The 23,041-nt window shown below is 39.2% G+C and carries 27 protein-coding genes; 8 read left to right on the forward strand and 19 right to left on the reverse strand.

Translation table 11 applies throughout. The features are described from left to right. Nucleotides 1–56 precede the first annotated feature (56 nt). The 11 genes from lysA to AAJG31_RS07465 all read right to left on the reverse strand — a co-directional run bounded on the left by lysA (nt 57) and on the right by AAJG31_RS07465 (nt 10,226). Nucleotides 57–1,376, reverse strand: coding sequence for a diaminopimelate decarboxylase (gene lysA, locus AAJG31_RS07415; protein ID WP_259950933.1), 1,320 nt, complete (start codon nt 1,374–1,376; stop codon nt 57–59). Nucleotides 1,377–1,601: 225 nt separating this feature from the next. Continuing rightward, on the reverse strand, nt 1,602–3,050 hold the full coding sequence (locus tag AAJG31_RS07420; RefSeq protein WP_004232186.1) for a spore germination protein: 1,449 nt from the start codon (nt 3,048–3,050) through the stop codon (nt 1,602–1,604). A 15-nt stretch (nt 3,051–3,065) separates the two neighbouring features. Then, nucleotides 3,066–3,857 (reverse strand): RNA polymerase sporulation sigma factor SigF, encoded by a 792-nt coding sequence (sigF, locus tag AAJG31_RS07425; RefSeq protein WP_009370709.1) that lies wholly within the window; start codon nt 3,855–3,857, stop codon nt 3,066–3,068. A 10-nt stretch (nt 3,858–3,867) separates the two neighbouring features. Further along, nucleotides 3,868–4,308 (reverse strand): anti-sigma F factor, encoded by a 441-nt coding sequence (gene spoIIAB / locus AAJG31_RS07430; protein ID WP_048391296.1) that lies wholly within the window; start codon nt 4,306–4,308, stop codon nt 3,868–3,870. Then, nucleotides 4,301–4,654 carry an anti-sigma F factor antagonist gene (gene spoIIAA, locus AAJG31_RS07435; protein WP_004232181.1) on the reverse strand — a complete coding sequence of 118 codons (354 nt, stop codon included), beginning with the start codon at nt 4,652–4,654 and terminating at the stop codon, nt 4,301–4,303. Before spoIIAA ends, spoIIAB begins: the two co-directional genes overlap by 8 nt. Before the next feature lie 239 nt (nt 4,655–4,893). Continuing rightward, nucleotides 4,894–6,144 (reverse strand): thymidine phosphorylase, encoded by a 1,251-nt coding sequence (locus AAJG31_RS07440; RefSeq protein ID WP_054550603.1) that lies wholly within the window; start codon nt 6,142–6,144, stop codon nt 4,894–4,896. 13 nt (nt 6,145–6,157) lie between these two features. Next, nucleotides 6,158–7,339, reverse strand: a complete 1,182-nt coding sequence (gene deoB, locus AAJG31_RS07445; protein WP_259950932.1) for a phosphopentomutase — start codon at nt 7,337–7,339, stop codon at nt 6,158–6,160. A gap of 98 nt (nt 7,340–7,437) precedes the next feature. Next, nucleotides 7,438–8,340 carry a site-specific tyrosine recombinase XerD gene (gene xerD / locus AAJG31_RS07450; RefSeq protein ID WP_054550601.1) on the reverse strand — a complete coding sequence of 301 codons (903 nt, stop codon included), beginning with the start codon at nt 8,338–8,340 and terminating at the stop codon, nt 7,438–7,440. A gap of 175 nt (nt 8,341–8,515) precedes the next feature. Next, nucleotides 8,516–8,980, reverse strand: a complete 465-nt coding sequence (locus AAJG31_RS07455) for a Fur family transcriptional regulator (RefSeq protein ID WP_004232171.1) — start codon at nt 8,978–8,980, stop codon at nt 8,516–8,518. A 122-nt stretch (nt 8,981–9,102) separates the two neighbouring features. Continuing rightward, the gene (locus tag AAJG31_RS07460; RefSeq protein ID WP_004232169.1) at nt 9,103–9,615 is read right to left on the reverse strand and encodes a hypothetical protein; all 513 of its coding nucleotides are present in this window, start codon (nt 9,613–9,615) and stop codon (nt 9,103–9,105) included. A 53-nt stretch (nt 9,616–9,668) separates the two neighbouring features. Beyond that, on the reverse strand, nt 9,669–10,226 hold the full coding sequence (locus AAJG31_RS07465; protein ID WP_048391304.1) for an NUDIX hydrolase: 558 nt from the start codon (nt 10,224–10,226) through the stop codon (nt 9,669–9,671). Between the two features lie 76 nt (nt 10,227–10,302). Between AAJG31_RS07465 and AAJG31_RS07470 the strand changes: the two genes are divergently transcribed. Together AAJG31_RS07470 and AAJG31_RS07475 are read left to right on the forward strand one after the other, a co-directional pair. Continuing rightward, nucleotides 10,303–11,202 carry an aldo/keto reductase gene (locus AAJG31_RS07470; protein WP_054550600.1) on the forward strand — a complete coding sequence of 300 codons (900 nt, stop codon included), beginning with the start codon at nt 10,303–10,305 and terminating at the stop codon, nt 11,200–11,202. Next, the gene (locus tag AAJG31_RS07475) at nt 11,199–11,678 is read left to right on the forward strand and encodes a VanZ family protein (RefSeq protein WP_279494331.1); all 480 of its coding nucleotides are present in this window, start codon (nt 11,199–11,201) and stop codon (nt 11,676–11,678) included. The genes AAJG31_RS07470 and AAJG31_RS07475 overlap by 4 nt, the downstream gene beginning before the upstream one ends. Nucleotides 11,679–11,694: 16 nt before the next feature. Here the strand turns inward: AAJG31_RS07475 and AAJG31_RS07480 are convergent, their stop codons facing one another. The 3 genes from AAJG31_RS07480 to AAJG31_RS07490 all read right to left on the reverse strand — a co-directional run bounded on the left by AAJG31_RS07480 (nt 11,695) and on the right by AAJG31_RS07490 (nt 13,853). Continuing rightward, nucleotides 11,695–12,201, reverse strand: a complete 507-nt coding sequence (locus AAJG31_RS07480; protein ID WP_269898874.1) for a GNAT family N-acetyltransferase — start codon at nt 12,199–12,201, stop codon at nt 11,695–11,697. 177 nt (nt 12,202–12,378) lie between these two features. After that, nucleotides 12,379–12,645 carry a YqkE family protein gene (locus AAJG31_RS07485; protein ID WP_036080173.1) on the reverse strand — a complete coding sequence of 89 codons (267 nt, stop codon included), beginning with the start codon at nt 12,643–12,645 and terminating at the stop codon, nt 12,379–12,381. 23 nt (nt 12,646–12,668) lie between these two features. Continuing rightward, nucleotides 12,669–13,853, reverse strand: a complete 1,185-nt coding sequence (locus AAJG31_RS07490; protein WP_279494330.1) for an acetyl-CoA C-acetyltransferase — start codon at nt 13,851–13,853, stop codon at nt 12,669–12,671. Nucleotides 13,854–14,060: 207 nt separating this feature from the next. Between AAJG31_RS07490 and AAJG31_RS07495 the strand changes: the two genes are divergently transcribed. Continuing rightward, the gene (locus AAJG31_RS07495; protein ID WP_279496433.1) at nt 14,061–15,032 is read left to right on the forward strand and encodes an alpha/beta hydrolase; all 972 of its coding nucleotides are present in this window, start codon (nt 14,061–14,063) and stop codon (nt 15,030–15,032) included. Between the two features lie 48 nt (nt 15,033–15,080). Here AAJG31_RS07495 and AAJG31_RS07500 read toward each other — a convergent pair whose 3' ends face one another. The 3 genes from AAJG31_RS07500 to sirA form a co-directional block, all read right to left on the reverse strand. Next, a complete protein-coding gene (locus AAJG31_RS07500; protein WP_048391314.1) occupies nt 15,081–15,584 on the reverse strand; it encodes an S-ribosylhomocysteine lyase in 504 nt (167 codons plus the stop codon). Nucleotides 15,585–15,694: 110 nt separating this feature from the next. Beyond that, nucleotides 15,695–15,913, reverse strand: a complete 219-nt coding sequence (locus tag AAJG31_RS07505) for a YneF family protein (protein ID WP_004232154.1) — start codon at nt 15,911–15,913, stop codon at nt 15,695–15,697. Nucleotides 15,914–16,011: 98 nt separating this feature from the next. Continuing rightward, the gene (gene sirA, locus AAJG31_RS07510; RefSeq protein ID WP_004232148.1) at nt 16,012–16,437 is read right to left on the reverse strand and encodes a sporulation inhibitor of replication protein SirA; all 426 of its coding nucleotides are present in this window, start codon (nt 16,435–16,437) and stop codon (nt 16,012–16,014) included. A gap of 338 nt (nt 16,438–16,775) precedes the next feature. Here sirA and AAJG31_RS07515 point away from each other — a divergent pair, with 338 nt between their 5' ends. From AAJG31_RS07515 to AAJG31_RS07535, 5 genes are all read left to right on the forward strand, one after another. Next, nucleotides 16,776–17,132, forward strand: coding sequence for a hypothetical protein (locus AAJG31_RS07515; protein ID WP_048391315.1), 357 nt, complete (start codon nt 16,776–16,778; stop codon nt 17,130–17,132). 15 nt (nt 17,133–17,147) lie between these two features. Continuing rightward, nucleotides 17,148–17,786 (forward strand): PspA/IM30 family protein, encoded by a 639-nt coding sequence (locus tag AAJG31_RS07520; RefSeq protein WP_054550598.1) that lies wholly within the window; start codon nt 17,148–17,150, stop codon nt 17,784–17,786. Between the two features lie 112 nt (nt 17,787–17,898). After that, nucleotides 17,899–18,582: a cell wall-active antibiotics response protein LiaF gene (gene liaF, locus AAJG31_RS07525; protein WP_004232142.1), complete on the forward strand. Its 684-nt coding sequence runs from the start codon at nt 17,899–17,901 to the stop codon at nt 18,580–18,582. Continuing rightward, nucleotides 18,579–19,619, forward strand: coding sequence for a sensor histidine kinase (locus AAJG31_RS07530; protein ID WP_016992954.1), 1,041 nt, complete (start codon nt 18,579–18,581; stop codon nt 19,617–19,619). The genes liaF and AAJG31_RS07530 overlap by 4 nt, the downstream gene beginning before the upstream one ends. Further along, nucleotides 19,594–20,226, forward strand: a complete 633-nt coding sequence (locus AAJG31_RS07535; protein ID WP_009370700.1) for a response regulator transcription factor — start codon at nt 19,594–19,596, stop codon at nt 20,224–20,226. The genes AAJG31_RS07530 and AAJG31_RS07535 overlap by 26 nt, the downstream gene beginning before the upstream one ends. Nucleotides 20,227–20,271: 45 nt before the next feature. Here AAJG31_RS07535 and AAJG31_RS07540 read toward each other — a convergent pair whose 3' ends face one another. Continuing rightward, nucleotides 20,272–20,919 carry an HAD family hydrolase gene (locus AAJG31_RS07540; RefSeq protein WP_112117563.1) on the reverse strand — a complete coding sequence of 216 codons (648 nt, stop codon included), beginning with the start codon at nt 20,917–20,919 and terminating at the stop codon, nt 20,272–20,274. Between the two features lie 110 nt (nt 20,920–21,029). After that, nucleotides 21,030–23,024 carry a transketolase gene (tkt, locus tag AAJG31_RS07545; protein ID WP_036080190.1) on the reverse strand — a complete coding sequence of 665 codons (1,995 nt, stop codon included), beginning with the start codon at nt 23,022–23,024 and terminating at the stop codon, nt 21,030–21,032. Nucleotides 23,025–23,041 lie beyond the last annotated feature (17 nt).

Genomic DNA, 23,041 nt, shown 5'->3' on the forward strand with positions numbered 1-23,041 from the left:
TAATAAAATAAATGTTGTAATGGACGCTAGTAATACCCACTTATTTTTCCTCAAATTTACTCACCCTTTTTTAAAGTTAGCGGGAGATCGTTTTGCACAATATCTTCATAACTTTCGCGGCGAATAGCTAGTTGATGCTGTCCATCCTCTACAAATACAACTGCAGGTCTTGGCACACGATTATAGTTACTAGCCATCGAATAACCATACGCACCTGTACAGAAGATGGCTAACACATCACCTGAAGCAGCGTCTTGTAGTTTAGCATCAATAATTAATTTATCGCCAGATTCACATAATTTACCAGCAACTGTATAGAGCTCATCTTTCGCCTCGTTCGCCTTACTTGCGATGACTGCCTCATACTTAGCGTCGTATAATGCGGGACGGATATTATCGCTCATACCTCCATCGACAGCAATATATTTTCGCACATCTGGCACAATTTTTTGTGAACCGATTGTATAAAGAGATGTTCCTGCATCACCTACAAGTGATCGACCTGGTTCAATCCAAATTTCCGGCATCTTCAGTCCAAGAACAGTTGCTTTATTTTTGACAACTGTAATCATATCCTCTACATATACTTGTGGTTCAAGCGGTGCATCTTCTTCAGTATAACGAATACCAAAGCCCCCACCTAAGTTTAACACAGTACATGTAAATCCGTGAGTCTTGTTCCAATCAGAAATTTTGTCAATCAATTTTTCTCCAGCCAATCCAAAACCGGCAGTGTCAAAAATTTGTGAGCCAATATGGCAATGTAAACCAAGTAGCTCTAGGAATTCATGGTTAAATGTTTGTTGGAATGCTTCATCTGCTTGACCATTGTTTAAGTCAAAGCCGAATTTTGAATCTGCTTGACCTGTCGTGATGAAATCATGCGTATGTGCTTCAACACCTGGTGTAACACGTAATAATATACGCATTTTTTGCTGACGGCGCTCCGAAATATCTTTTAAAAGCTGTATTTCATAGAAATTATCTACAACAATACATCCAATCTTGGAGTCAAAAGCTAGCTCTAATTCAGCAATGCTTTTATTGTTACCATGAAAATGAATGCGCTCTGCAGGGAAACCTGCCTTTAAGGCAGTAAATAATTCTCCACCAGATACAACATCCAATGATAAATTTTCTTCTGCTGCTAATTGATACACCGCTACACATGCAAATGCTTTTGAAGCATAAGCTACTTCTGCTTTTACACCTAGTTTTTTAAACGTATCGATAAAGCTGCGCGCACGCTTACGAATAAGTGCAGTATCATACACGAAAAGTGGTGTACCATACTCTTTTGCTAGCTCTAATGTGTCTACCTGTCCAATTGTTAAATGACCATCTTCAGAAATCGCTTGTGTTCCATATAAATGCATGTGCATCTCTCCCTTTTCACATCGTTCCATCTTGTTATTTTTACGGTTTGAAAGTGGAAGGGTTCTTTACTATATTAGAACCATTCCATCAAAAAACTATTTCCTTCACATATAAAAAAACAAATGTATAGTACTTGCTTTTTCTTGAATGAAAATAATTTTTGCAAAAATCACAAAATACTATATGTGAACTTTATCACATGAAAAAAACGAGTGCAACGGCTCCTATGATCTTTTTCGCTGTTTGGAAGCGACTACATAAGGTCTTAGTGCATCCGCTGTCATTGGGAAGCGAATAATGACGCGAAGCATTGCTGTTGGAAAGAATGGAACAAGCGGCCATAAATAAGGTGCCTGCATTGGTCGCAATGAACATAAATACGTAAACAATAAAAATAAACCAATAAATAACCCATTGACACCCCAGAGACCCGTCATCAGAAGTAGCAGTAACCTAAAAATTTTAATGGAGATACTAAGCTCATAGGACGGAATAATGAAAATAAGAATGGCTGCCACCGCTGTATAGAGAACCACCTCTGAAGAGAATAATCCAACATCAATCGCAATTTGACCAATGATTACCCCCGCAACCAATCCCATCGCAGTGGACAATGGTGACGGAGTATGAATGGCGGCCATCCTCAAAAATTCTATTCCAATATCTGCAATCAAAATTTGTAGTAATAAAGGTACATGCGATTTCTCCTCCGTACCTAAAAAGGAGAGGGCATCTGGAAGTAGGGATTCATTCGTTGCAAATACATACCACAATGGCAATAAAAGTAAACCCATTACAGAGCCAAAATATCGCATAAAACGTACAAACGTCCCTACTGTGGGTGCCTGACGATATTCCTCTGCATGCTGCAATAAATGAAACACTGTAACAGGTACTAAAATAACGGATGGAGAAGTATCGACTAATATAGCTATATGCCCTTCAAGTAGATGAGCTGCAGCAATATCAGGTCTCTCCGTATAACGTACAAATGGAACTGGGTGGAACTTTTGTTTAAAGAGCCATTCTTCTAATGATTTATCGGCCATCGTCAAGCCATCATGATTTATTTGTCCAAGACGCTGTCGTAAACTTTCGAGCATATCTTCATTGGCAACATCCTTCATAAACGCGATCGCCACGTCGGTTTGACCGATTTTGGATATTTTATGTAGCTCGAAACGTAGATTACTATTACGAATTCGCCTACGTATTAAGGCTGTGTTTTGAGAAATCCCTTCTGTAAAGCCATCCCTTGATCCACGGATAACTTTTTCATTATCTGGCTCTTCTGGAGAGCGTCCTGGATAGTTTCTAAGCTCTGCAACATAGCAATAGCCACTTTTAGTAATAAAGGTGACTTGTCCACTTAAAATGGCTAGTAAATAGGCTTTACGCTCTGTTTCTTCTGAACGTCCATGGAAATTAAAGTAAGACTCAAAATATTCCTTCTCATCCTCTACATCAATTTCAATGTCCTCATCTGGAAGCATGCTAGACAGCAACTGTGTTAAAGCTTCTCCATCTACAAGCCCACTAATATATGCACAAAGGACCGGCAAATCTTTGACAAATAAGTGTTTAATACCAACGTCAAACGATTCGCCGTCACCAAATTGTTCTATAAGAAAATCTTCGGCTTCTTCTAAGCTGTTAAATAATTTATTTGTCATGCTGTCACCATTTTCTTAGATGTCTTTTTTTATTACTTCCTGCTCCACTGTTGCACTAGTTGCCATCCAACTTTTCAGCTGGGCAAGGATTTTTTTCTCTAATCGGGAAACCTGTACCTGCGATATACCTAATCTATTTGCAATTTCAGTTTGCGTGCAATCTGAAAAATAGCGAAGATATATGATAGACTGCTCTCTTGGCTCAAGTCTCGTTAGTACTTCTTTTAATGGGATGTAATCAAAGGGTTGCTCCGATTTTTCATCCTTCATTTGATCCATTAGTGTAATGGAATCACCCTCACTCTCATACAATTGCTCATGAAGAGAGGCAGGGTCTCTCAATGCATCGGATGCTGTAACAATTTCCTCTGTTGTCACACCAAGCACCTGAGCAAGCTCTTGAATGGTTGGTGGATGTTCGTTCTTTTTAATAAATTCATCTGTAGCATGACGGATTTTAAAATTGAGCTCACGAATAGAGCGGCTCACCTTCACCATACCATCATCCCTTAAAAAGCGCTGAATTTCTCCAATGATCATCGGTACAGCATAGGTTGAAAATTTCACATCATAGGTTAAATCAAATTTATCCACAGATTTCATGAGCCCTATGCAGCCAATCTGGAATAAATCCTCAAGCTCAACACCTCTCGTTGTAAAACGTTGAACAATGGACCACACAAGTCTCGTATTGCCTTCTACCATTCGTTTACGAGCCTCATGATCGCCCTGCTGTGCACGTGCAATTAAATCACGCATTTCCTCCTGAGACAATAGCTTATCGGACGACTGTTCTAACGGCTTCACGGGTTTAACCTCACATTACCGCTGTGCGAACTGTGTAAAATTTCTTCGTGAATGTTACAGTTGTTCCTTCTTGCCATTTTGATATAACTGTCAGCTGATCTGAGAAGCTATCCATAATCGTGAAGCCCATACCCGAACGCTCCATCATACTTTTTGTTGTAAATAATGGTTCCATTGCTCGACTAACGTCTTCAATTCCTATCCCTTTATCCATGACAGATACTGTCACAATATCATCCTCACGTTTAGCATGAACTGTCACAACACCCTTACCATCTTCTTCATAGCCATGAATAATAGCATTGGAAACTGCTTCTGAGACAACTGTTTTAAATTCTGATAGCTCATCAATAGTTGGATCTAATTGAGCAATAAAGCCTGTAACAGCTACACGCGCTAAAGCTTCATTTTCACTAATTGCCAAAAAAGTTAATGTCATTTCGTTATCCATTTACAATCCCCCTTACGCGATCAATCGCTTGTTCCTCTGTTGCATCCATCATCCACGGTCCTAAACCTGAAAATTGAAATACTTTTCGCATTGTTGGCGATGGATTCAATAATATAGTTCGCCCAGCAACTGCCTCTAACTCACGCATACGACCAAGCACTAATCCAACTCCCGAACTATCCATGAAAGATAGTCCTTCCAAGTTCCAAATGATGGTCGTCACAGTGCCTTGAAAAATTGCTGCAGAAATTTTCGCTCGAATTTGTTCAACGGCATGATGATCGAGCTCCCCAAACAAACGTATAACGACTGTCTCTCTTGTGACCATTTCTAATTGATAATGCATGAACATCGCCTCCTCCTCGTGCAATTCCACATTCAATAGATTGAATCCTTGTGGCTGACAGAACTAGTGCAAAGTCTTCCGAAATAGTGTCTAATCGACATACTTATAGCTTTTTAGGTTAAGTGCAGTATGGGATAAATCTACAATTTCTAAACGCCATCGAGCTCTAAATTTTGGCGATTCATCGAACGCACAAAAAAGCGAGAACCCTCATAAGTGAGGGCTCTCGCTAATAATCTTTATGCAATTGTATAAGCTTGCTGAATTTTATTAATTGTCTCTTCGTCAATTGGCTGATTTGAATACAAATAAGCAATCGTATCGCCATTATTAACATGATCACCTTTTTTGGCGATTAGCTGAATTCCTGCATCATAATCAAGCTTTGATTCCTTCGTTAAACGTCCAGCGCCTAGACTAACACTTGCTTCTCCAACTAATAAAGCATTAATCGTCTCCACCGTGCCCTCTGAAACCGCTGTCACTGCTACTTTATGAGCTGTGTCATTTTGAACAATATCAGAGACTACTCCTCCTTGCGCCACAATAAACTCCTCGAATTTTGCAGCTGCAGAGCCATCTGCTAGCACTCGCTTAACAGCAGCTGTCGCTTCCGATTCATTCACACCTGCCGCAATTTGGTACATCAAGGAAGAGATGACAACACATTCTTCAACCAAATCTTCATGCGTTTCTGCCATACGTCCACTTAATAGGGCATAAGCCTCCACTACCTCAAGCTTATTACCAATCATTTTCCCTAAAGGATTATCCATATCACTGATGTGTGCGATGACTTTACGGCCAAGTTTTTCTCCAATAGCCGTCATTGTATCTGCTAAACGCTGTGCTTCTTCCTGCGTCTTCATAAACGCACCTGAGCCACATTTTACATCGAGGACTATACCATCGGCACCACTTGCAATTTTTTTACTCATAATCGACGCTGCGATTAATGGAATAGAATCGACAGTACCTGTCACATCACGTAATGCATATAATTTTTTGTCGGCTGGTACTAGATTACCTGTTTGTCCAGCAACGGCAATTTTATGCTGATTGACATTATCAATGAACTCCTGTGATGAAAGCTCTGTTTTAAAGCCCTGAATGGATTCAAGTTTATCAATTGTCCCCCCAGTAATCCCTAAGCCTTTACCACTAAATTTCGCAACAGGAATTCCTAGAGCAGCAATAATTGGCGTAACAACAAGTGTAACCTTGTCACCAACCCCTCCAGTTGAGTGTTTATCAATTTTAAAGCCTTCAATAGATGTTAAATCAATGACATCGCCTGATTCGATCATTGCCTTTGTTAAATAAAATGTCTCATCATCAGACATGCCTAGTAAACGTATCGCCATTAATAAAGAACTTGCTTGATAATCTGGGATAGAGCCTGTCGTATAGCCTTCAACAAAATACTGAATTTCAGCTTGAGAAAGCTCTAATCCTTGTTTTTTCTTTTCAAACAATTGAACCATATTCATACAAAAAACCCCCTTATTTCAAATCATGTAAGAAACTTTTACCGAATGGCGGTGCTTCTACATGAAAGTTTTCTGCAACTGTTGCTGCAATATCTGCAAAGGTTTCACGAAGCGCAAGTTCCGCACCACCTTTAAAACGTGGTGAATAGACAATTAGTGGTACATATTCGCGTGTATGATCTGTCCCTGGGAAGGTTGGATCATTGCCGTGATCTGCTGTAATAATTAATAGATCGTCTTCTGACATTACCTCTAGAATTTCTGGTAGACGTGCATCAAATTCTTGTAATGCCTGTCCATAGCCTAGAGGATCACGTCGATGGCCGAAATTGGCATCAAAGTCGACTAAATTTAAGAAGCTTAGACCACGGAAGTCACGACGTACAACTTCTGCAAATTGATCCATACCATCCATATTATTTTTTGTACGTACAGCATCTGTCACACCTTCACCATTGAAAATATCTGAGATTTTTCCAATTGCAATCACATCTAATCCCGCGTCCTTCAAAACATTCATTGTTGTACGACCAAATGGCTTTAACGCATAATCATGACGATTGGATGTACGAGTAAAGTTTCCAGGCGTACCCACAAATGGTCGTGCGATGACGCGACCTACTAAATATTCAGGCTGTAATGTTAATTCACGAGCAATTTCGCAAATATTATATAACTCTTCTAGTGGAATGATTTCTTCATGAGCAGCAATTTGTAAAACAGGATCGGCTGATGTATAGACAATAATCGCACCTGTTTCCATATGCTCCTTCCCAAAATCTTCAATTACTTGTGTACCACTTGCTGGCTGATTGCATAACACTTTCCGACCTGTACGTTTCTCTAGCTCATCAATTAGCTCTGCTGGAAACCCATCTGGATACACTTTAAATGGTTTATCAATATTTAACCCCATGATTTCCCAATGGCCAGTCATCGTATCTTTACCAACTGATGCTTCTTGCATTTTACCGTAGTATGCTTTAGGGTCAGTAGTTGCATGCATTCCATGCAATGGTTCAATATTCGCTAAACCAAATGACTCCATTACTGGCATTGTAAGCCCATTCATTTTTTCAGCGATATGTCCTAGTGTATGTGCGCCAACATCCCCAAATTTAGCAGCGTCTGGCGCTTCACCAATACCTACGGAATCCATGACAACAACATGGATTTTGTTAAAAGGTTTATTCATAATGGTTGCCTCCTAATCTCATGACTCTATTTTACCAAAAAAATGCGAAAAATAAAGGTCAGACATCCGACTGAAAAATAATTTTTTCCTATTATCTTTTAAGCACGTGGATGGAATTGCTTATAGACCTCAGATAATCTTGTTTTGCTAATATGTGTATAAATCTGGGTAGTAGAAATATCTGCATGACCAAGCATCTCCTGCACCGCTCGTAAATCGGCTCCATTTTCAACCAAATGAGTGGCAAAGGAATGACGCAATGTATGTGGTGTTAATTCATGTTGGATGCCTGCCTTTAACGCATGCTCCTTCATTAATTTCCAACAACCCTGCCTTGTTAAACGTTTCCCTCTTTGATTAATAAAAAACGCATCTGTTTTGGGGTACTTTCCCTGTAATTGACTACGAGCACCATTTAAATAGGCATTTATTGCCGAAAGTGCGCTTTTGCCGAGTGGAATGATTCGCTCCTTGCCACCCTTCCCAAATACACGTACAAAGCCCATGGTTAAATGAATATCAGCTAAATCCAGTGCAATAAGTTCACTGATGCGCATACCAGACCCATATAGTAACTCCAGCATGGCAAGATCACGTATACCTTGTGGCTTACTTTTATTTGGAGCTGTTAGTAAAGCTTCAATCTCTTGGATAGATAAAATATTAGGCAACTTTTGCTCAATTGTCGGCATCTCCAAATGGACTGTCGGATCAGTTTCTGCGCGCTTTTCTCGTAGTAAAAATTGGTGGAAACTTCGAATCGATGAAATATGACGGGCAATGGTACGACTTGTCTTTCCCTGTGCCCGCAATTGCTCTAAATGGCGTAATATAGTTGTCCGTTCTACCACACTAAAATCAGACATACCTTCTGCTTCCTTTAAAAAATGTACATAGCTTTCTAAATCTCGGCGATAGGATGCTAATGTATTAACAGATAACTGCCTTTCCACCTGAATAAAATGGATATAGTCCTCTACTGCATATTGAAATTCATTCATCACAACGCCCCCTCACTGTCAATTATTCTCTATTTTAGCATGGCCTTAAGAAATGTGCTAAAGGACCCTCCATTCGACATAAACCACCAACCCTAATGGTGTCTATACTTCAATAAAAAAAACAAAAAACTGCCCGATTCAATCTATACCAAAGATTAAAACAGACAGTTTTTCGTTATTTTTCTTCATTCGATTCGTCGTTTTTATCATGACAGCGCCAGCATATGCCGTGGAAAGTTAGTCGGTGATCTTTTATGATAAAGTTCCAACGTTTTTCAACAACGGCTTCCACATCTTCAAGTAAATCTTCTTGAATTTCATCAACAGCACCACATTCGATACAAACAAGATGATGGTGGAAATGGGCAGCTCCCTCTTGGCGTAAATCATAGCGCGATACGCCATCGCCAAAGTTGATTTTGTCGACAATTTTGAGCTCAGTTAATAATTCTAACGTTCTATAAACAGTAGCTAGACCAATCTCAGGTGCTTTTTCTTTTACTAAAAGATAAACATCTTCAGCACTTAGGTGGTCCTCTTCGTGCTCAAGCAAAACAGCAACTGTCGCTTCTCGCTGCGGCGTCAGCTTGTAACTAGCACTATGCAACTGTTTTTTTATACGATCAATTCGGCTCTCCATGTGACGCCCCCCTAAACTCTTTCCATTATACCAAAGGAGTAAATCCTATTACAAGATAGTGAATAGATTTCTAACATGCTTCTACTTTTTTATCTGATCACAATTTTGGTCTATTCAATCCATCATTTTAACACATAAGAAATAACAATAAACTCAGCAACTATTATGATGAAAAATGCGATAAAATTCAACAAAATTGTCCGACCAGATACTTGTTTCCCGATTTTTCGCTTTGACCAAGCGGGTACAAGTAAATTGCATAGGACTAGCAACAATATACAATAGATGAGCTGAAATGGAAACCACCAAATCGTATAAAGCCAAAAAGCTTCAAGTTTTTGTAATAAAAAAACCGAACTAAAGCCAAAAAAAGTGGCACGCATGGCTACAGTCACACGCACTAACACCTTTAAGACGCTATGTGTTGCTAGTAATAATATAAGACCTATGGAAATAGCAACAGGCAGTACTAAACGAAAAATGGATTGCCTGTCCCCATCTGCTAAACGAGGCTCTATAAATAATATAAAGGGTTCCGCTTTCGGTCCACCAATAATATGAAAGAAAATAACGCCACAAACAAAACTTACTGCAATGATGGAAGCGTGATAAAAAATAGACACCGTACGAGACATAAACATGCTCCTTTTCTATCAAGGTTTGTACAGCTTATGCTCGTCCGTCTCTATTATGCTAAAAGATTATTTTCTAAATTTGCAGCTAGCCATAGCACTGCGAATGCTGTTTTAGCATCATATATACGCTGGTCAGCCACCATTACTTGTGCTTCTTCCAACGAAACTTCTAATAGTTCGACAAATTCATCCTCATCTAAATCTGCTTTATTGTCTATTGTATATAATCCCCTCGCCACAAACAAATGAAGAACTTCATCCGCAAAGCCTGGTGATGTTGCAAATGTTTGTAAAAAAGTAAGTTGATGCGCGCCATAACCTGTTTCTTCCTCTAATTCTCGACGTGCTGTCATCACTGGCTCCTCACCTGGCTCTAGCTTTCCAGCTGGAATTTCAATAATAGAACGCTCCAGCGCTTTGCGGTATTGTTCTACTAACACTAGTTTACCCTCGTCCGTCACAGCAATCACCGCTACGGCACCTGGATGCTTAATTATTTCACGTTTTGCAACCTGTCCATTTGGTAAAGTGACATCATCAATTTGTAGTTTTATTATTCTTCCGTCATAGATCGGTGTCGTTTTCGTTGTTTTTTCCTCAAACTTTTTCATTGACGATAACCTCGCTTGTTCTTCAGATATGTTCATTGTACCATTACAAGTAGAGAAATCGAAGGAGGTCATTCGTATGAAAAAAAGACAGCTTGGTACAAGTGAATTGTTTATTTCAGAGATTAGTTTAGGAGGCATGTCTCTTTCGACAGATAAAACACAAGCAGCTGCCATTGTCGATATGGCATTAGATGCTGGCATTAACTATATAGATACAGCTGATTTATATGATTATGGTGCAAATGAAGAGATTATTGGCGCAACGTTAGGTAAGCGTCGTCATGATGTCATCCTAGCAACAAAGGTAGGTAATCGGTGGGCAGAAGGGGTAGATGGCTGGCATTGGGATGCATCACCATCCTATATAAAAGAAGCTGTCCATGCTAGCTTACGACGTTTAGGAACAGACTACATTGATGTATATCAATTACACGGTGGCACAATCGAAGATGATTGGGACGGGATAATTGACACATTTGAAGGACTGAAAAAAGAAGGGCTCATTCGTGAATATGGTATATCCTCCATTCGTCCTAATGTATTGCAGCGATTTTTACCTGCAAGCTCGGCTAGAAGCGTCATGATGCAATACAGTGCCCTCGATCGCCGCCCTGAAGAATGGTTTAACTTTATTGCGAAACAGGGTGCTTCTGTTGTAACACGTGGCACAGTGGCAAAGGGCTTATTAACAAATAGCTGGCAACAACGTCTACAACATGTTAATGGTTTTAACACCTATACTGCTGAGGAGTTAACAACAACGTTAACAGACTTAGCTTTACACTATAATAACTTGCATGCTTTGGCTATCGCTTTTAATCTAAAAGAGCCGACAATCGCTTCTACGGTCATTGGCGCAAGCTCTCAACAACAACTAGCACAAACGCTTGCTTCCTACGAGAAAATTAATTCTATAACAGATTTCAAGGTAGCTAATGAGCTAACAAAAAATGAGTACTATCAAGAACATCGATGAAAAAATGGCTAATTTTACTCATTTGTCTAGTTGTACTAGTAATCTCCTCTAGTATGACCTATGAGCAACAGAGTATACTACCAGCATTAGAAGATTTGCTCGCTAATAAACCTTTTGAAAAACAACTATCTATTTTAAAAATTCCCTATTGGGGAACCATCGTTTCAGTGGAAGAGCGAGGTTATTTTCCATTTGTAGAGTTTTTAATTCGTAAATTGACACACTTCATGGGATTTGGATGCATCGCACTTGGCCTTTACTTCGCTTGGGGAAAAAGACGTTTTGCAGCAAGTATTGCTATCGGTGGAACGGCTACAATCGCAGTGCTTGATGAGTTTCGTCAAAGCTTTACGCCAGGTCGTACAATGAGTGCTCAAGATGTGCTTGTCGATACAGCTGGAGCCATTGTTTTTGTTAGTCTCGTTGTTGCACTAAGAAAAATACTCAAAAATAAAAGACAAAAGGCTCAATTATAGCCTTTTGTCTTTTATTTTAAAGGTGGAACCGCCAAAAATAGAGGGACTTCGTTTCTTTAAACAAGACAGCCCCTGCTTTTTCCAAAACTCGATGGGAAGCCATATTTTCTTTTTCCGTGTCAGCGATAACGTATTTTGCATTTGGCTGATGGAGTAACCAGTCTTTAAGAGCTATGATTGATTCTGTCATATAGCCCTGCCCCATATAAGGAGGCAAAGTATAATACCCAATCACAACTTCCCCTTGCTCATTTGGCGTACCTTTTAGCATTATGCCACCAACAGCACAATTTTTTTCTTTTAATACAAGTAACCAATTCGTATGCCATAGATAATTTGGCTCATTTTCTAATACTTTGCAAAGTCTAAAATACAGCGCTTGTTTAAGCTCGCAATCTAAACTCCCTACACCTTTACTTAATGACAACTCCGCCGCCATTTGCTCCTCATGCTCTATTAGTAAATTAAGATACTTAGCGTTTAAAGGAATTAATCTTATTCTTTTCGTTTGTAATTCTACCATGTTGGTCTCCTAACATAATTTAATTGATACTAAACTACAATTAGGTATATGTTATTGGCAGCGTCTCCCGTTCCATTAATTTCAAAAATCTCTCCTTATATATCGACCACAACCATATAAATGTTATGCTGTAAATATAAAACAGTGAACCCACCTATGTGAATTCACTGTTCTCTCTTAATATTTAGTACCTTTATCGCCGTATTCGTTTAAAAGTTCTTCAAACGATTTGTTTTTTTCTCGTTGTTTACGTTCAAAAGCTAGTTTTGCCTGACGCTCTTCTTCTGCCGCCTGCTCTTTAGCAGTTAAATCTTGCTTCGCTGCTTTCAATTTTGCTAGCACATCGCCACCTAGCTGATCTGCTAATGTGACTGCCTCTTGCTTAGGTAGACTAGCTGTTACGCTATTGTCAGTATGCTGTTGCTGTTTTCGTTTCTTTCCCATTTCTATTCACCTTCTTATTGACATCAAGGGCGCTTCACAACTGTTGCTACGCCTTGTCCACCACCGATACATAGTGTGGCTAAGCCCGTTTTCACATCACGCTTTTCCATCTCATGTAATAGCGTTACCAAAATCCGAGCACCACTTGCACCGATTGGATGACCAAGAGCAATAGCACCCCCGTTAACATTTAGTTTATCATGATTAAAGCTTAATTCACGATCTACAGCAATCGATTGTGCTGCAAATGCTTCATTTGCTTCAATTAGATCGATATCGTTTAAAGTAACCTCAGCCTTTGTCAGCGCTTTTTGTACTGCTTTTACAGGACCTGTACCCATAATTGCAGGATCTACACCAGCACTAGCATTCGCTGTAATGATCGCCATCGGTTGAATTCCTAGCTCTTGTGCTTTTTCCTTTGACATCACCACTACTGCTGCCGCACCATCATTTATACCAGACGCGTTCGCTGCTGTGACAGAGCCATCCTTTTTAAATGCTGGTCGTAGCTTACCTAATGATTCCGCTGTCACACCTGCTCGTGGAAATTCATCTTTATTGAAAAGCAGTGGCTCTCCCTTGCGCTGTGGAATCTCGACAGCAACGATTTCATTTTCAAACTTGCCCGCTGCAATCGCTGCCTCTGCACGTTGCTGAGAACGAGCTGCAAAAGCATCCTGCTCTTCTCGAGAGATTTGATACATATCACATAAATTTTCAGCTGTAATGCCCATATGATAATCGTTAAAAGCACACCATAGGCCATCCTGAATCATTGTATCTACTACCTTTTGGTCGCCCATTCGGAAGCCTTCTCGTGCATTTTTTAAGACGTATGGAGCCTGGCTCATATTTTCAAATCCACCTGCAACAACAATCTCTGCATCTCCCGCTATAATCGCCTGTGTTGCTAAATGAACAGCCTTTAAACCTGATCCACATACTTTATTAATTGTTAAGGCTGATACCTCTTGAGGTAACCCCGCTTTAATTGCCGCTTGACGCGCTGGATTTTGTCCAAGTCCAGCCGATAAAACATTCCCCATAATAACCTCATCGACCTGTTCACCTGCTACGCCAGCACGCACTAATGCTTCTTTAATAACAATGCTACCTAACGTTGTCGCTGGTACGTCTTTTAATGTCCCCTGAAATGAGCCGATTGCTGTACGCACCGCACTCACGATTACTACCTCGTTTGTCATAATCATTCTCCCCTTTTCCCCGTTCAAGAATCAACACTGCATGCATATGCTACTAGCAGATATGTATATTTTAACAAATATTTTGACGATTTTCGATAATAGAAATAATCGCAGTTTTGCCAAAGATATTGTAAAATGTTGACGTGTTTTAAACAATCTTAGTTGGGAACATTACAAATAAGAAACAGCATGTGGAGGTGTTTTATGATGAAAAAGAAGATGCTTTTATTCTCTGGTATTACAACAACGCTAGCCGCCGCTGCAACAGGTCTGTTCGGCTTCGCGCTTTCCAATAAATTAATGTATATCCAACAAAAAGACCCTGAATTTATACGGGAACGAGAAACGACCGCAAAGCGCTTTGATGAGGCTTGGTACAATAAAAACTTGAAATGTGAACTGAATATTGATTCTCCAAATGGCTATACAATTCGAGGCATTATGTTTCAGCCATTGCAAACAAATAACACGATCATCATTTGCCACGGTGTTACCGAAAATAAAATAAATTCCGTGAAATATGCTCGCCTTTTTGAAAGACTTGGTTATAATTCCGTTATATTTGACCACCGCCGCCATGGTGAATCTGGAGGCAAGACAACAAGCTATGGCTACTATGAGAAAAACGATCTTGATGCCGTGGTGAAAACAGTAAAAGCCATGATTGGAGAGGATGCTATACTTGGCATTCACGGTGAATCGATGGGTGCTGCAACCATGCTCCTCTATGCAGGAACAGTCGAGGATGGCGCTGATTTTTATATCTCCGATTGCACGTTCTCCGACTTTTCTATGTTACTCAAACAAATTGCGAAAACTGAATTTAAATATGGCTCTATTATTCCTATTCGTTTTGCTGACTTTTTTGTTCGTCTTAGAGATGGTTACTCATTTAAAAGTGTAACACCTGCCGAAGCCGTCACACATATTGAAAAACCTGTGCTCTTTATCCATAGTATTCCCGATACATTTATTCCAGCTTCCATGTCACTCGATCTCTACAATAAAAAAAACGGTCCAAAAAAATTAAAACTTTTTGATACGGGGGCACATGCACAGTCCTTTAATGAAAATATGGATGAATATGAGGATTTAATTCATGATTTTTTAGACAATTTTATTTATCAAAAAATCAATCGGGATTCTTCTTCTTCCAATGTCATTCCATTCCATTTTTAGGGCAATGAAAAACCTTGCGTCATTTTACTCGCAAGGTTTTTATTTTATTTAATCTTCAAAAATAATATGCCATTCATCACGTTTCGCTAAAAACTCTTTCGCTAATGCTTGGGCCCCTTCTAAACTATGGCTAGCAGCCCAGCCACATTGCACTTCATTGCAGGCAGGCACTGCGGTTGCCTTTGTCACATCTGTAAATGTGTTCTCTAAAATAGCTAATAAATCCTCATAATCATTATGATTGATCAAGGACACATAGAAGCCTGTTTGACAACCCATTGGACTGAAATCAACAATATGATCAGAGTAATTACGGATAATGTCAGCAGATAAATGCTCTAAAGAATGTAATGCAGGCATTTCCATATGCTCCTTATTTGGCTGTTTAAAGCGAATATCGTATTTATATACCTCATCGCCATTTTTGCCAGTTTTCACACCTGCTAAACGAACATAAGGTGCCTTCACTTTTGTATGATCTAAATCAAAACTTTCTACATTTGTTTTTTCTTTTTGCAATATACACAACTCCCTTCCGTATAGTAACTCCATTATACATAGTTTCCCGATAGAGTTGTATGATTTTTAAGAATTATTTAAATACTATTAAAAATAAAAAAACAACTAGTTAAGCTTGAACTAGTTGCTCGGAACATTCCAAATTACTTCTGGAATTTATTCATTTGCGCCATCATTTGACGTACTTGCTTTTCAGACGGCGTACGACCCATTTGCGCCATCATCATACGAATCATTTGCTCATTAATAGGTGGGTTTTCTTTCAAATATTTCATCATAGCTTGACGAGCGAAATAGAAACCAAGTGCTGCGCCCGCTGCTAATGCGATAATTACGATAATAATCCAGCCCCATGTAGGCATACAACCAACCTCCTCCACTACAATATACCGAGAAAAACTCTCCACGCTCCATTATACACCAAATAATAGCGTGTTACTATATATTGTAGTGAATTTTCCTAGTGCATTGTATACTTCATCGGCTTTAACCACCCACACTCATTATCCTGTTTATTAAAAGCAATAAAACGTTCACTCATTTTAGCAAGCATTTGAAATAAATCTAAATCTAGCATTCGCGAACCTTCACAGTAAACACAAATTTTACGATCTACTAAATAAATAGCCATTTTACCTTTGATTGGATGTTCTAAAAACAAAGCATTACGAGCTCTTTCTAGGTGTGCATATTTGGAATCAAGTTGATGCTCTAACATGGCTGCAATCTCCTCAAAACGAACGGATTCACATATATATGCAAGCTCTTTTAAGGATTTCTCATTGGCATCTTCACAACCTTGCATCATCTCTAATAACTTTCGCTCTCTGCCAAAAATAAACGTTAAATGCTCTTCTTTTATCTTATATATAGAATAGGTTCTCACCAGAAATCCTCCTTCGCTCAGTTTCTTTTTCATAAGTATAGCTCATTCAATCTTGTTTATTTGTCAAACGAAGGAGGGATCTCTCTTCTATTTTTGTCGAAAAAATTCTAGTTTCGGGTCTATAAATGACTTTATGACAAATGGTATTTTCAACCAAAAATAATTAATATTTTTCCAAAAACAAGAAAAAGTCTTATTAAACACGGCTAAAAACCTTCTATTTTGGCTGCTTAGATGGATCTCAGCCTCAAGACCTAGTTCAAAATCAATTTCGAGTCCGTTTTAGACAATCTTGTAAATAGGTAACATAAAGGTACAAACGAAAGGAGCTAAAACAAATGAAAAAATTTCTTTTATTAACTGGAGGCGTCATTGCAGCATGTGTTGCACTAGCGTTAATTGGACCACTGGCGGGGTTATTATTCTCTGGATTATTTGTAGCACTGGGCATGCACTTCTACATTGCTAGTAAGTCATCTTTCGGTAAAATTTTCTGGTTTACAGTTGGTTTAATCGGTGTCCTATCAGCAGTGTCTAACATTCCAGCAATGGTTGGCCTTGCTGCAATCGCCATTATCTATGTTATCTATAAAAAATGGAATGGCGAAGATGTAAAAATCCCTACAATTGAAGGAAAAAAAGAAGAAGATCCGTTTACAAACTTTGAAAAAGAATGGTCAAATTTAACAAAATAAAAGGAGCGATTTTAAATGAACTTATTTCAACGTTTTAGATATACAGTAGAGGCAGACTTACACCAATTATTTGATAAGAAGGAACAAAAAAATCCGATTGCGATGTTAAATCAATACATTCGTGAAGCAGAAAAACAAACAGAACAAACAGGCAAATTATTAGAGCGACAAGGGCAATTAAAAGAAAAGCTAGAACAAGAATATAAAGAAAACGCTGATTTACTAGCGAAACGTGAATCTCAATTAGCATTAGCAAAATCTAGCGGAGAGCAGGACTTAATTGATTTCGCTACGGATGAAGTAACAGCTTATTCAGCTCGTAACCTTACATTACAAGCTAGCATTGAAGCAAGTACTCGTGAATACTTCGAGCTCGAGCGTAAATTTGAAACAATGAAGCATAAAATTAAAGATATGAAAGTGCGTCAATTACAGCTGATGGGGAAAGAAAATGTAACTCGTGCCCATCATCAAATGGATGGAATGATTGCCAAAAATAATAAAACAAACTTTGAAGATTTAGAAGCATATATCGATAAATTAGCTTATCAAATCGATAAAGACCATGAGCTTACAACTTTTGAGGCAAGACTGGCAGAATTAGAAAAAAAAGCAGTAGAAGAAAGCTCACCACTGCTAATTGAAAGTAAATAACATGGTATAATGAAAGCAATGCGCCAACATTAAAAGGCGCATTCTTTCACGTTTAAGAATAGAGGGTCCCATTCCCTCTCTTATACTATTAGTAGAAGGAAGGGTGACCCTCATGCAAAATTTCACAACAAATAAGCTCACATTTTGGGTTCTTTGCTTCTTTTTACTCGTCTTTGTGGAGCTAACTATATTTAATAATGGTGGTGCCTTCTGTTTATTGATTGGGGCTGTACTTCTTTATTTAAGTTTTTCCAAAAAAGTTCGATTTTTTAAATGGACAGGAATTTTCTTTATTGCTATTGCTTTGTTCACGATGTGGAGCTTACGTTTATTTATCGTCATCATGCTCTTATATATGCTCTATCAATACTTGCAAAGAGAAAACGAGCCAAAAGTAGTTGGTGCAGAGCTTTTTGAAAAGCTTCCTGCAATTAAAAATGACCTAATTGGCACAATGCCAGCGCCTATAGAAGCTTATAAATGGCAAGATGTACAAATTCAGCGCCTCGCTGGAGATATTACCATTGATACAACGCAAACGATTTTACCAGCTGGCACTAGTCTTATTACAATTCGACAAGGTATCGGTAAAGTTCAAATCTATGTTCCTTATGAAATTCCATTCCGTTTACAGTATACGACGTTATTTGGTGAGCTCTCCTGCTTACACGTAGGGCCGCAACGTATAGTAAATGAAAGTATTACTTTCTCAGACGGCAACCCTGAGGATGCTAAACGTGTACTGATTATTCATGTCGCAACCTGGCTTGGAGATTTGGAGGTGCTACGAAAATGATAGCATTTATCTCAAGATTATTTACATTATTTTTTATTTTAATGAGTGCTGTTTTCGGTCTTCTTGTTGCACTATGGGGCAATCCTGATGAAAAAACATGGGAGCCCTTATGGCAGCAGAATTACGATAATATCCCTCTAGGTGGCATCATCATAGTTAGCCTGTTTATACTTAGCTTCCTGTTTGCTAGCTGGATCAGTATGACTGCAAGGGCACGAGAAGCGCAGGCAACACGAATAGTGAAACAACTGATCGAGCCTGATTTTGTTTTTCCTAAAAAACAAGCTCTTCCGAAATCGTTAAAAAAAGCACTTGTCCAAACGAGTGAATTAATTGATACGCAACGTAAAAGTTTACAGCGTTTGTCCAATGAACGGGCTGAGGCCAATGATAAAATTATTCAGGAGCGTATTATTGCTGAACGCCAACGACTAGCTAGAGAACTCCATGATTCTGTGTCACAACAACTATTTGCTGCCTCTATGTTACTATCTGCATTAACTGAAAATGACGAACATGCTACTAGCTTAAAACAGGTGGAGAAAATCGTTCAGCAGGCACAGCTAGAAATGCGTGCATTACTGCTACACTTACGGCCTGTTGCTTTACACAATAAAACATTGGCACAAGGCTTAGAGGAATTGATTATTGAACTTCAGCAAAAAGTTTATTTCCATATAGAATATGAATTAGAAGAAATGGCCTTAACTAAAGCAGAGGAAGATCATTTATTTCGTATTGCACAAGAGGCACTCTCCAATACGCTGCGTCATGCCAAAGCAAGTGAGGTGGAATTACTTCTTGTGGCACGAGACGACTTAGCTATTTTACGAATTCAAGATAATGGTTTAGGCTTTGATGTGGAGGAAGATAAATCCACATCATACGGTTTACAAAACATAGCTGAACGAGCAGTTGAAATTGGCTGCACCTATAAAATTGTATCAGTGCCTGGTGAAGGAACAATTGTAGAGGTTAAAATTCCTTTACAAAAAGAGGAGGTCAATGTCGATGATACAAGTGCTCATAGTGGATGATCATGAAATGGTACGGATTGGTGTGTCAGCCTATCTTTCAGCACAGCCAGATATTACGGTTGTAGGTGAGGCTGAGAACGGTAAAGAAGCTGTGGAACGTGCCCTAGCGCTAAGGCCTGATATTATTTTAATGGATAATGTGATGCCTGTTATGACAGGAGCAGAGGCAACAGTGGAAATATTAGCAGCATGGCCTGAGGCAAAAATCATGATGGTGACTAGTTTTTTAGATGATGATAAAGTATATCCTGCCTTAGAGGCTGGCGCGGTAAGCTATATTTTAAAAACATCTAATGCCAAACAAATTGCAGATGCTATTCGAAAAACGATGGGTGGCGAAACGGTATTAGAGCCAGAGGTCACTTCCAAAATGATGCACCGCATGCGCCACGGCAATAGTACACCACTATACGAACAATTGACTGAACGTGAAATGGAAGTATTATTGCTAATGGCCCAGGGTAAAGCTAATCAGGAAATCGCTGATGAGCTATATATTGCCTTGAAAACGGTAAAAACACATGTTAGTAATATTTTAGCAAAGCTAGAAGTTCAAGATCGTACTCAAGCCGTCGTCTACGCCTTCCAAAACGGACTTGCTAAATAATCCTACATAAAAAAACTGCATGCTGACATGCAGTTTTTCGTGTTTTTAGAGGTATTTTAGGAGATCATTTACATGGTCCACAATATATGTAGGCTCTTCATTTTTTAATTCTTCTAGCGACCCAAAACCATATGTCACACCGATGGCATCGATTTGATTTTCACGAGCGCCGATCAAATCATATTTTCGATCCCCAATCATAATAAATTGGTCTTTTGGATAGGAATCCAGCTGTTGAAGTACCTCTGCAATAATCTCACCTTTGGCAGAACGTGAACCATCTAAGTGACTTCCTACGACAAGATCGAAATAGGACTCTAGCTGAAAATACTTTATGATTTGTTCCGCAAAGACAGTTGGTTTTGAGGTGGCAATAGTTAGTATATATCCTTGTTGCTTTAAATGAGCTAACAATGCTGGAATATCTTCATATAGTTTATTTTCAAACATTCCCCTTTCCGTAAATCGTTCTCGGTAATCTCTAATTGCTCGCGTTATTTGTGTATCATTGAATCCATAGATTTCTTGAAAAGATACTTGTAATGGTGGTCCAATGAATGGTTCGAGTTCATCCAAATCATTCACCATGACGCCCGCCTTCTGTAAAGCATGTTGGACTGATTTAGTGATTCCTATTTTGGGATCAGATAACGTTCCATCTAGGTCAAATAACACAACGCTATAGTTCTTCATTCGCTCACCCTTTTTATGGAGTTTTTACATGACTATGTTTGCTGCTAAAAAAAGTACCACAACACTCAGTTGATGTTTAAATCGCTGAGTATTGTGGTATTTGTTGTAAATTATAGTGCTTTCACTTTTGCTACTACGTTTTCAACAGTGAAGCCGTATTTTTCCATTACTAATTCGCCTGGAGCAGATGCACCGAACTTATCAATTGCTAGAACATCGCCTTCAAAGCCAGTATATTTATGCCAGCCGAATGATGCCCCCATTTCAATTGCAAGACGTTTTGTAACAGCTTTTGGTAGAACAGATTCTTTGTAAGCTGCGTCTTGTTTTTCGAAGCGATCCATAGATGGCATAGAAACAACTGCTACATCTATTCCGTCTGCTTTTAATGCTTTTTGTGCTTCGACAGCAAGCGAAACCTCAGAGCCTGTTGCAATTAAAATAGCATCTGCTACTTCTTTTGTAGCTGGAGACACTGTGTAAGCACCCTTTGCTACGCCCTCACGTACTGTTTCAATAGATGCGTCAAGAACAGGTAAGTTTTGACGAGATAGTACAAGAACAGTTGGTGTTTTTTCTGCTGCTACTGCAAGCTCCCATGCAACTGCTGATTCATTTGCATCCGCAGGGCGAATAACAGATAGGTTTGGCATTGCACGTAATGATGCAAGGTGTTCGATTGGTTCATGTGTTGGACCATCTTCCCCTACTGCAATCGAATCATGTGTGAATACATATGTTACAGGAAGACCCATTAAAGCAGATAGACGAATTGCTGGACGAACGTAATCAGAGAATACAAAGAATGTACCACCGAATACATTTAAACCACCGTGAAGAGCCATTCCGTTCATAGCAGCACCCATTGCAAATTCACGAACACCGAACCAGATGTTACGTCCAGCATAGTCGTCTGCTGAGAAATCTCCTGCACCCTTCATCGTTGTTTTATTGGAGCCAGCAAGGTCAGCTGAACCACCAAAGAATGAAGGTGTTTTCTTCGCAATAGCATTAATTGCATCGCCTGAAGAAGAACGAGTTGCTACAGATTTACCTGCTTCATATACTGGTAACTCAGAAGCAAAGTCTTCTGGTAATTCACCATTCATCGCTTTCTCGAATTGAGCTGCTAACTCTGGGAATTCTTCTTTGTATGCAGCAAATTTTGCATTCCAAGCTTCCTCTGGTTGTGCGCCTTGCACTTCAGCAGCCGCATTAAATGTATCGTAAACTTCTGCAGGAATTTGGAATGGTTCATGTGCCCACTCATAGGCAGCCTTTGTTAAGACAACTTCATCTGTACCAAGTGGTGCACCGTGAGAATCTGCTTTACCAGATTTATTTGGAGAACCAAAACCAATCACTGTTTTCACTTCAATTAATGTTGGCTTGCCAGTAGATTTTTTGGCTTCTTCAATGGCTGCATTAATAGCATCTACATCTGTACCATCTGCCACTTTTAAATAATTCCAACCATAAGATTCAAAGCGTTTTTGAACGTTTTCTGAAAATGACTTTTCTAAGTCACCATCTAAAGAAATATCATTAGAATCGTAAAGCACGATTAATTTTTCAAGTTTTAAGTGACCAGCTAATGAAATCGCCTCTGCTGCTACACCTTCCATTAAGTCACCATCGCCACATAACGCAAATGTGTAGTGGTCAACAATGTCATGACCTGGTTTATTGTAAGTAGCCGCTAAATGGCGCTCAGCCATTGCCATACCAACAGTCATAGCGATTCCTTGTCCAAGAGGACCAGTTGTTGCCTCTACCCCTACTGTATGACCATATTCAGGATGTCCTGGTGTTAATGAATCCCATTGGCGGAAGTTTTGAATTTCTTCCATTGGTAAACCATAGCCTCCAAGGTGAAGTAAGCTGTATAAAAGCATTGAGCCATGACCTGCTGATAGTACAAAACGATCACGGTTAAACCATTTTGGATTTGCTGGATTATGGCGTAATTGTTTTGTCCAAAGCGTATAAGCCATTGGCGCTGCTCCCATCGGTAAACCTGGGTGACCAGAATTTGCTTTTTCAATAGCATCGATTGACAAAGTTCGGATAGCATTAATTGCTAAAAGATCCGCGTGTTGAGTCATTATATTGTGACATCCTT

Origin of the sequence: Lysinibacillus sp. BS3 (assembly GCF_039614735.1) — a bacterium.
GTDB lineage: Bacteria > Bacillota > Bacilli > Bacillales_A > Planococcaceae > Lysinibacillus > Lysinibacillus capsici.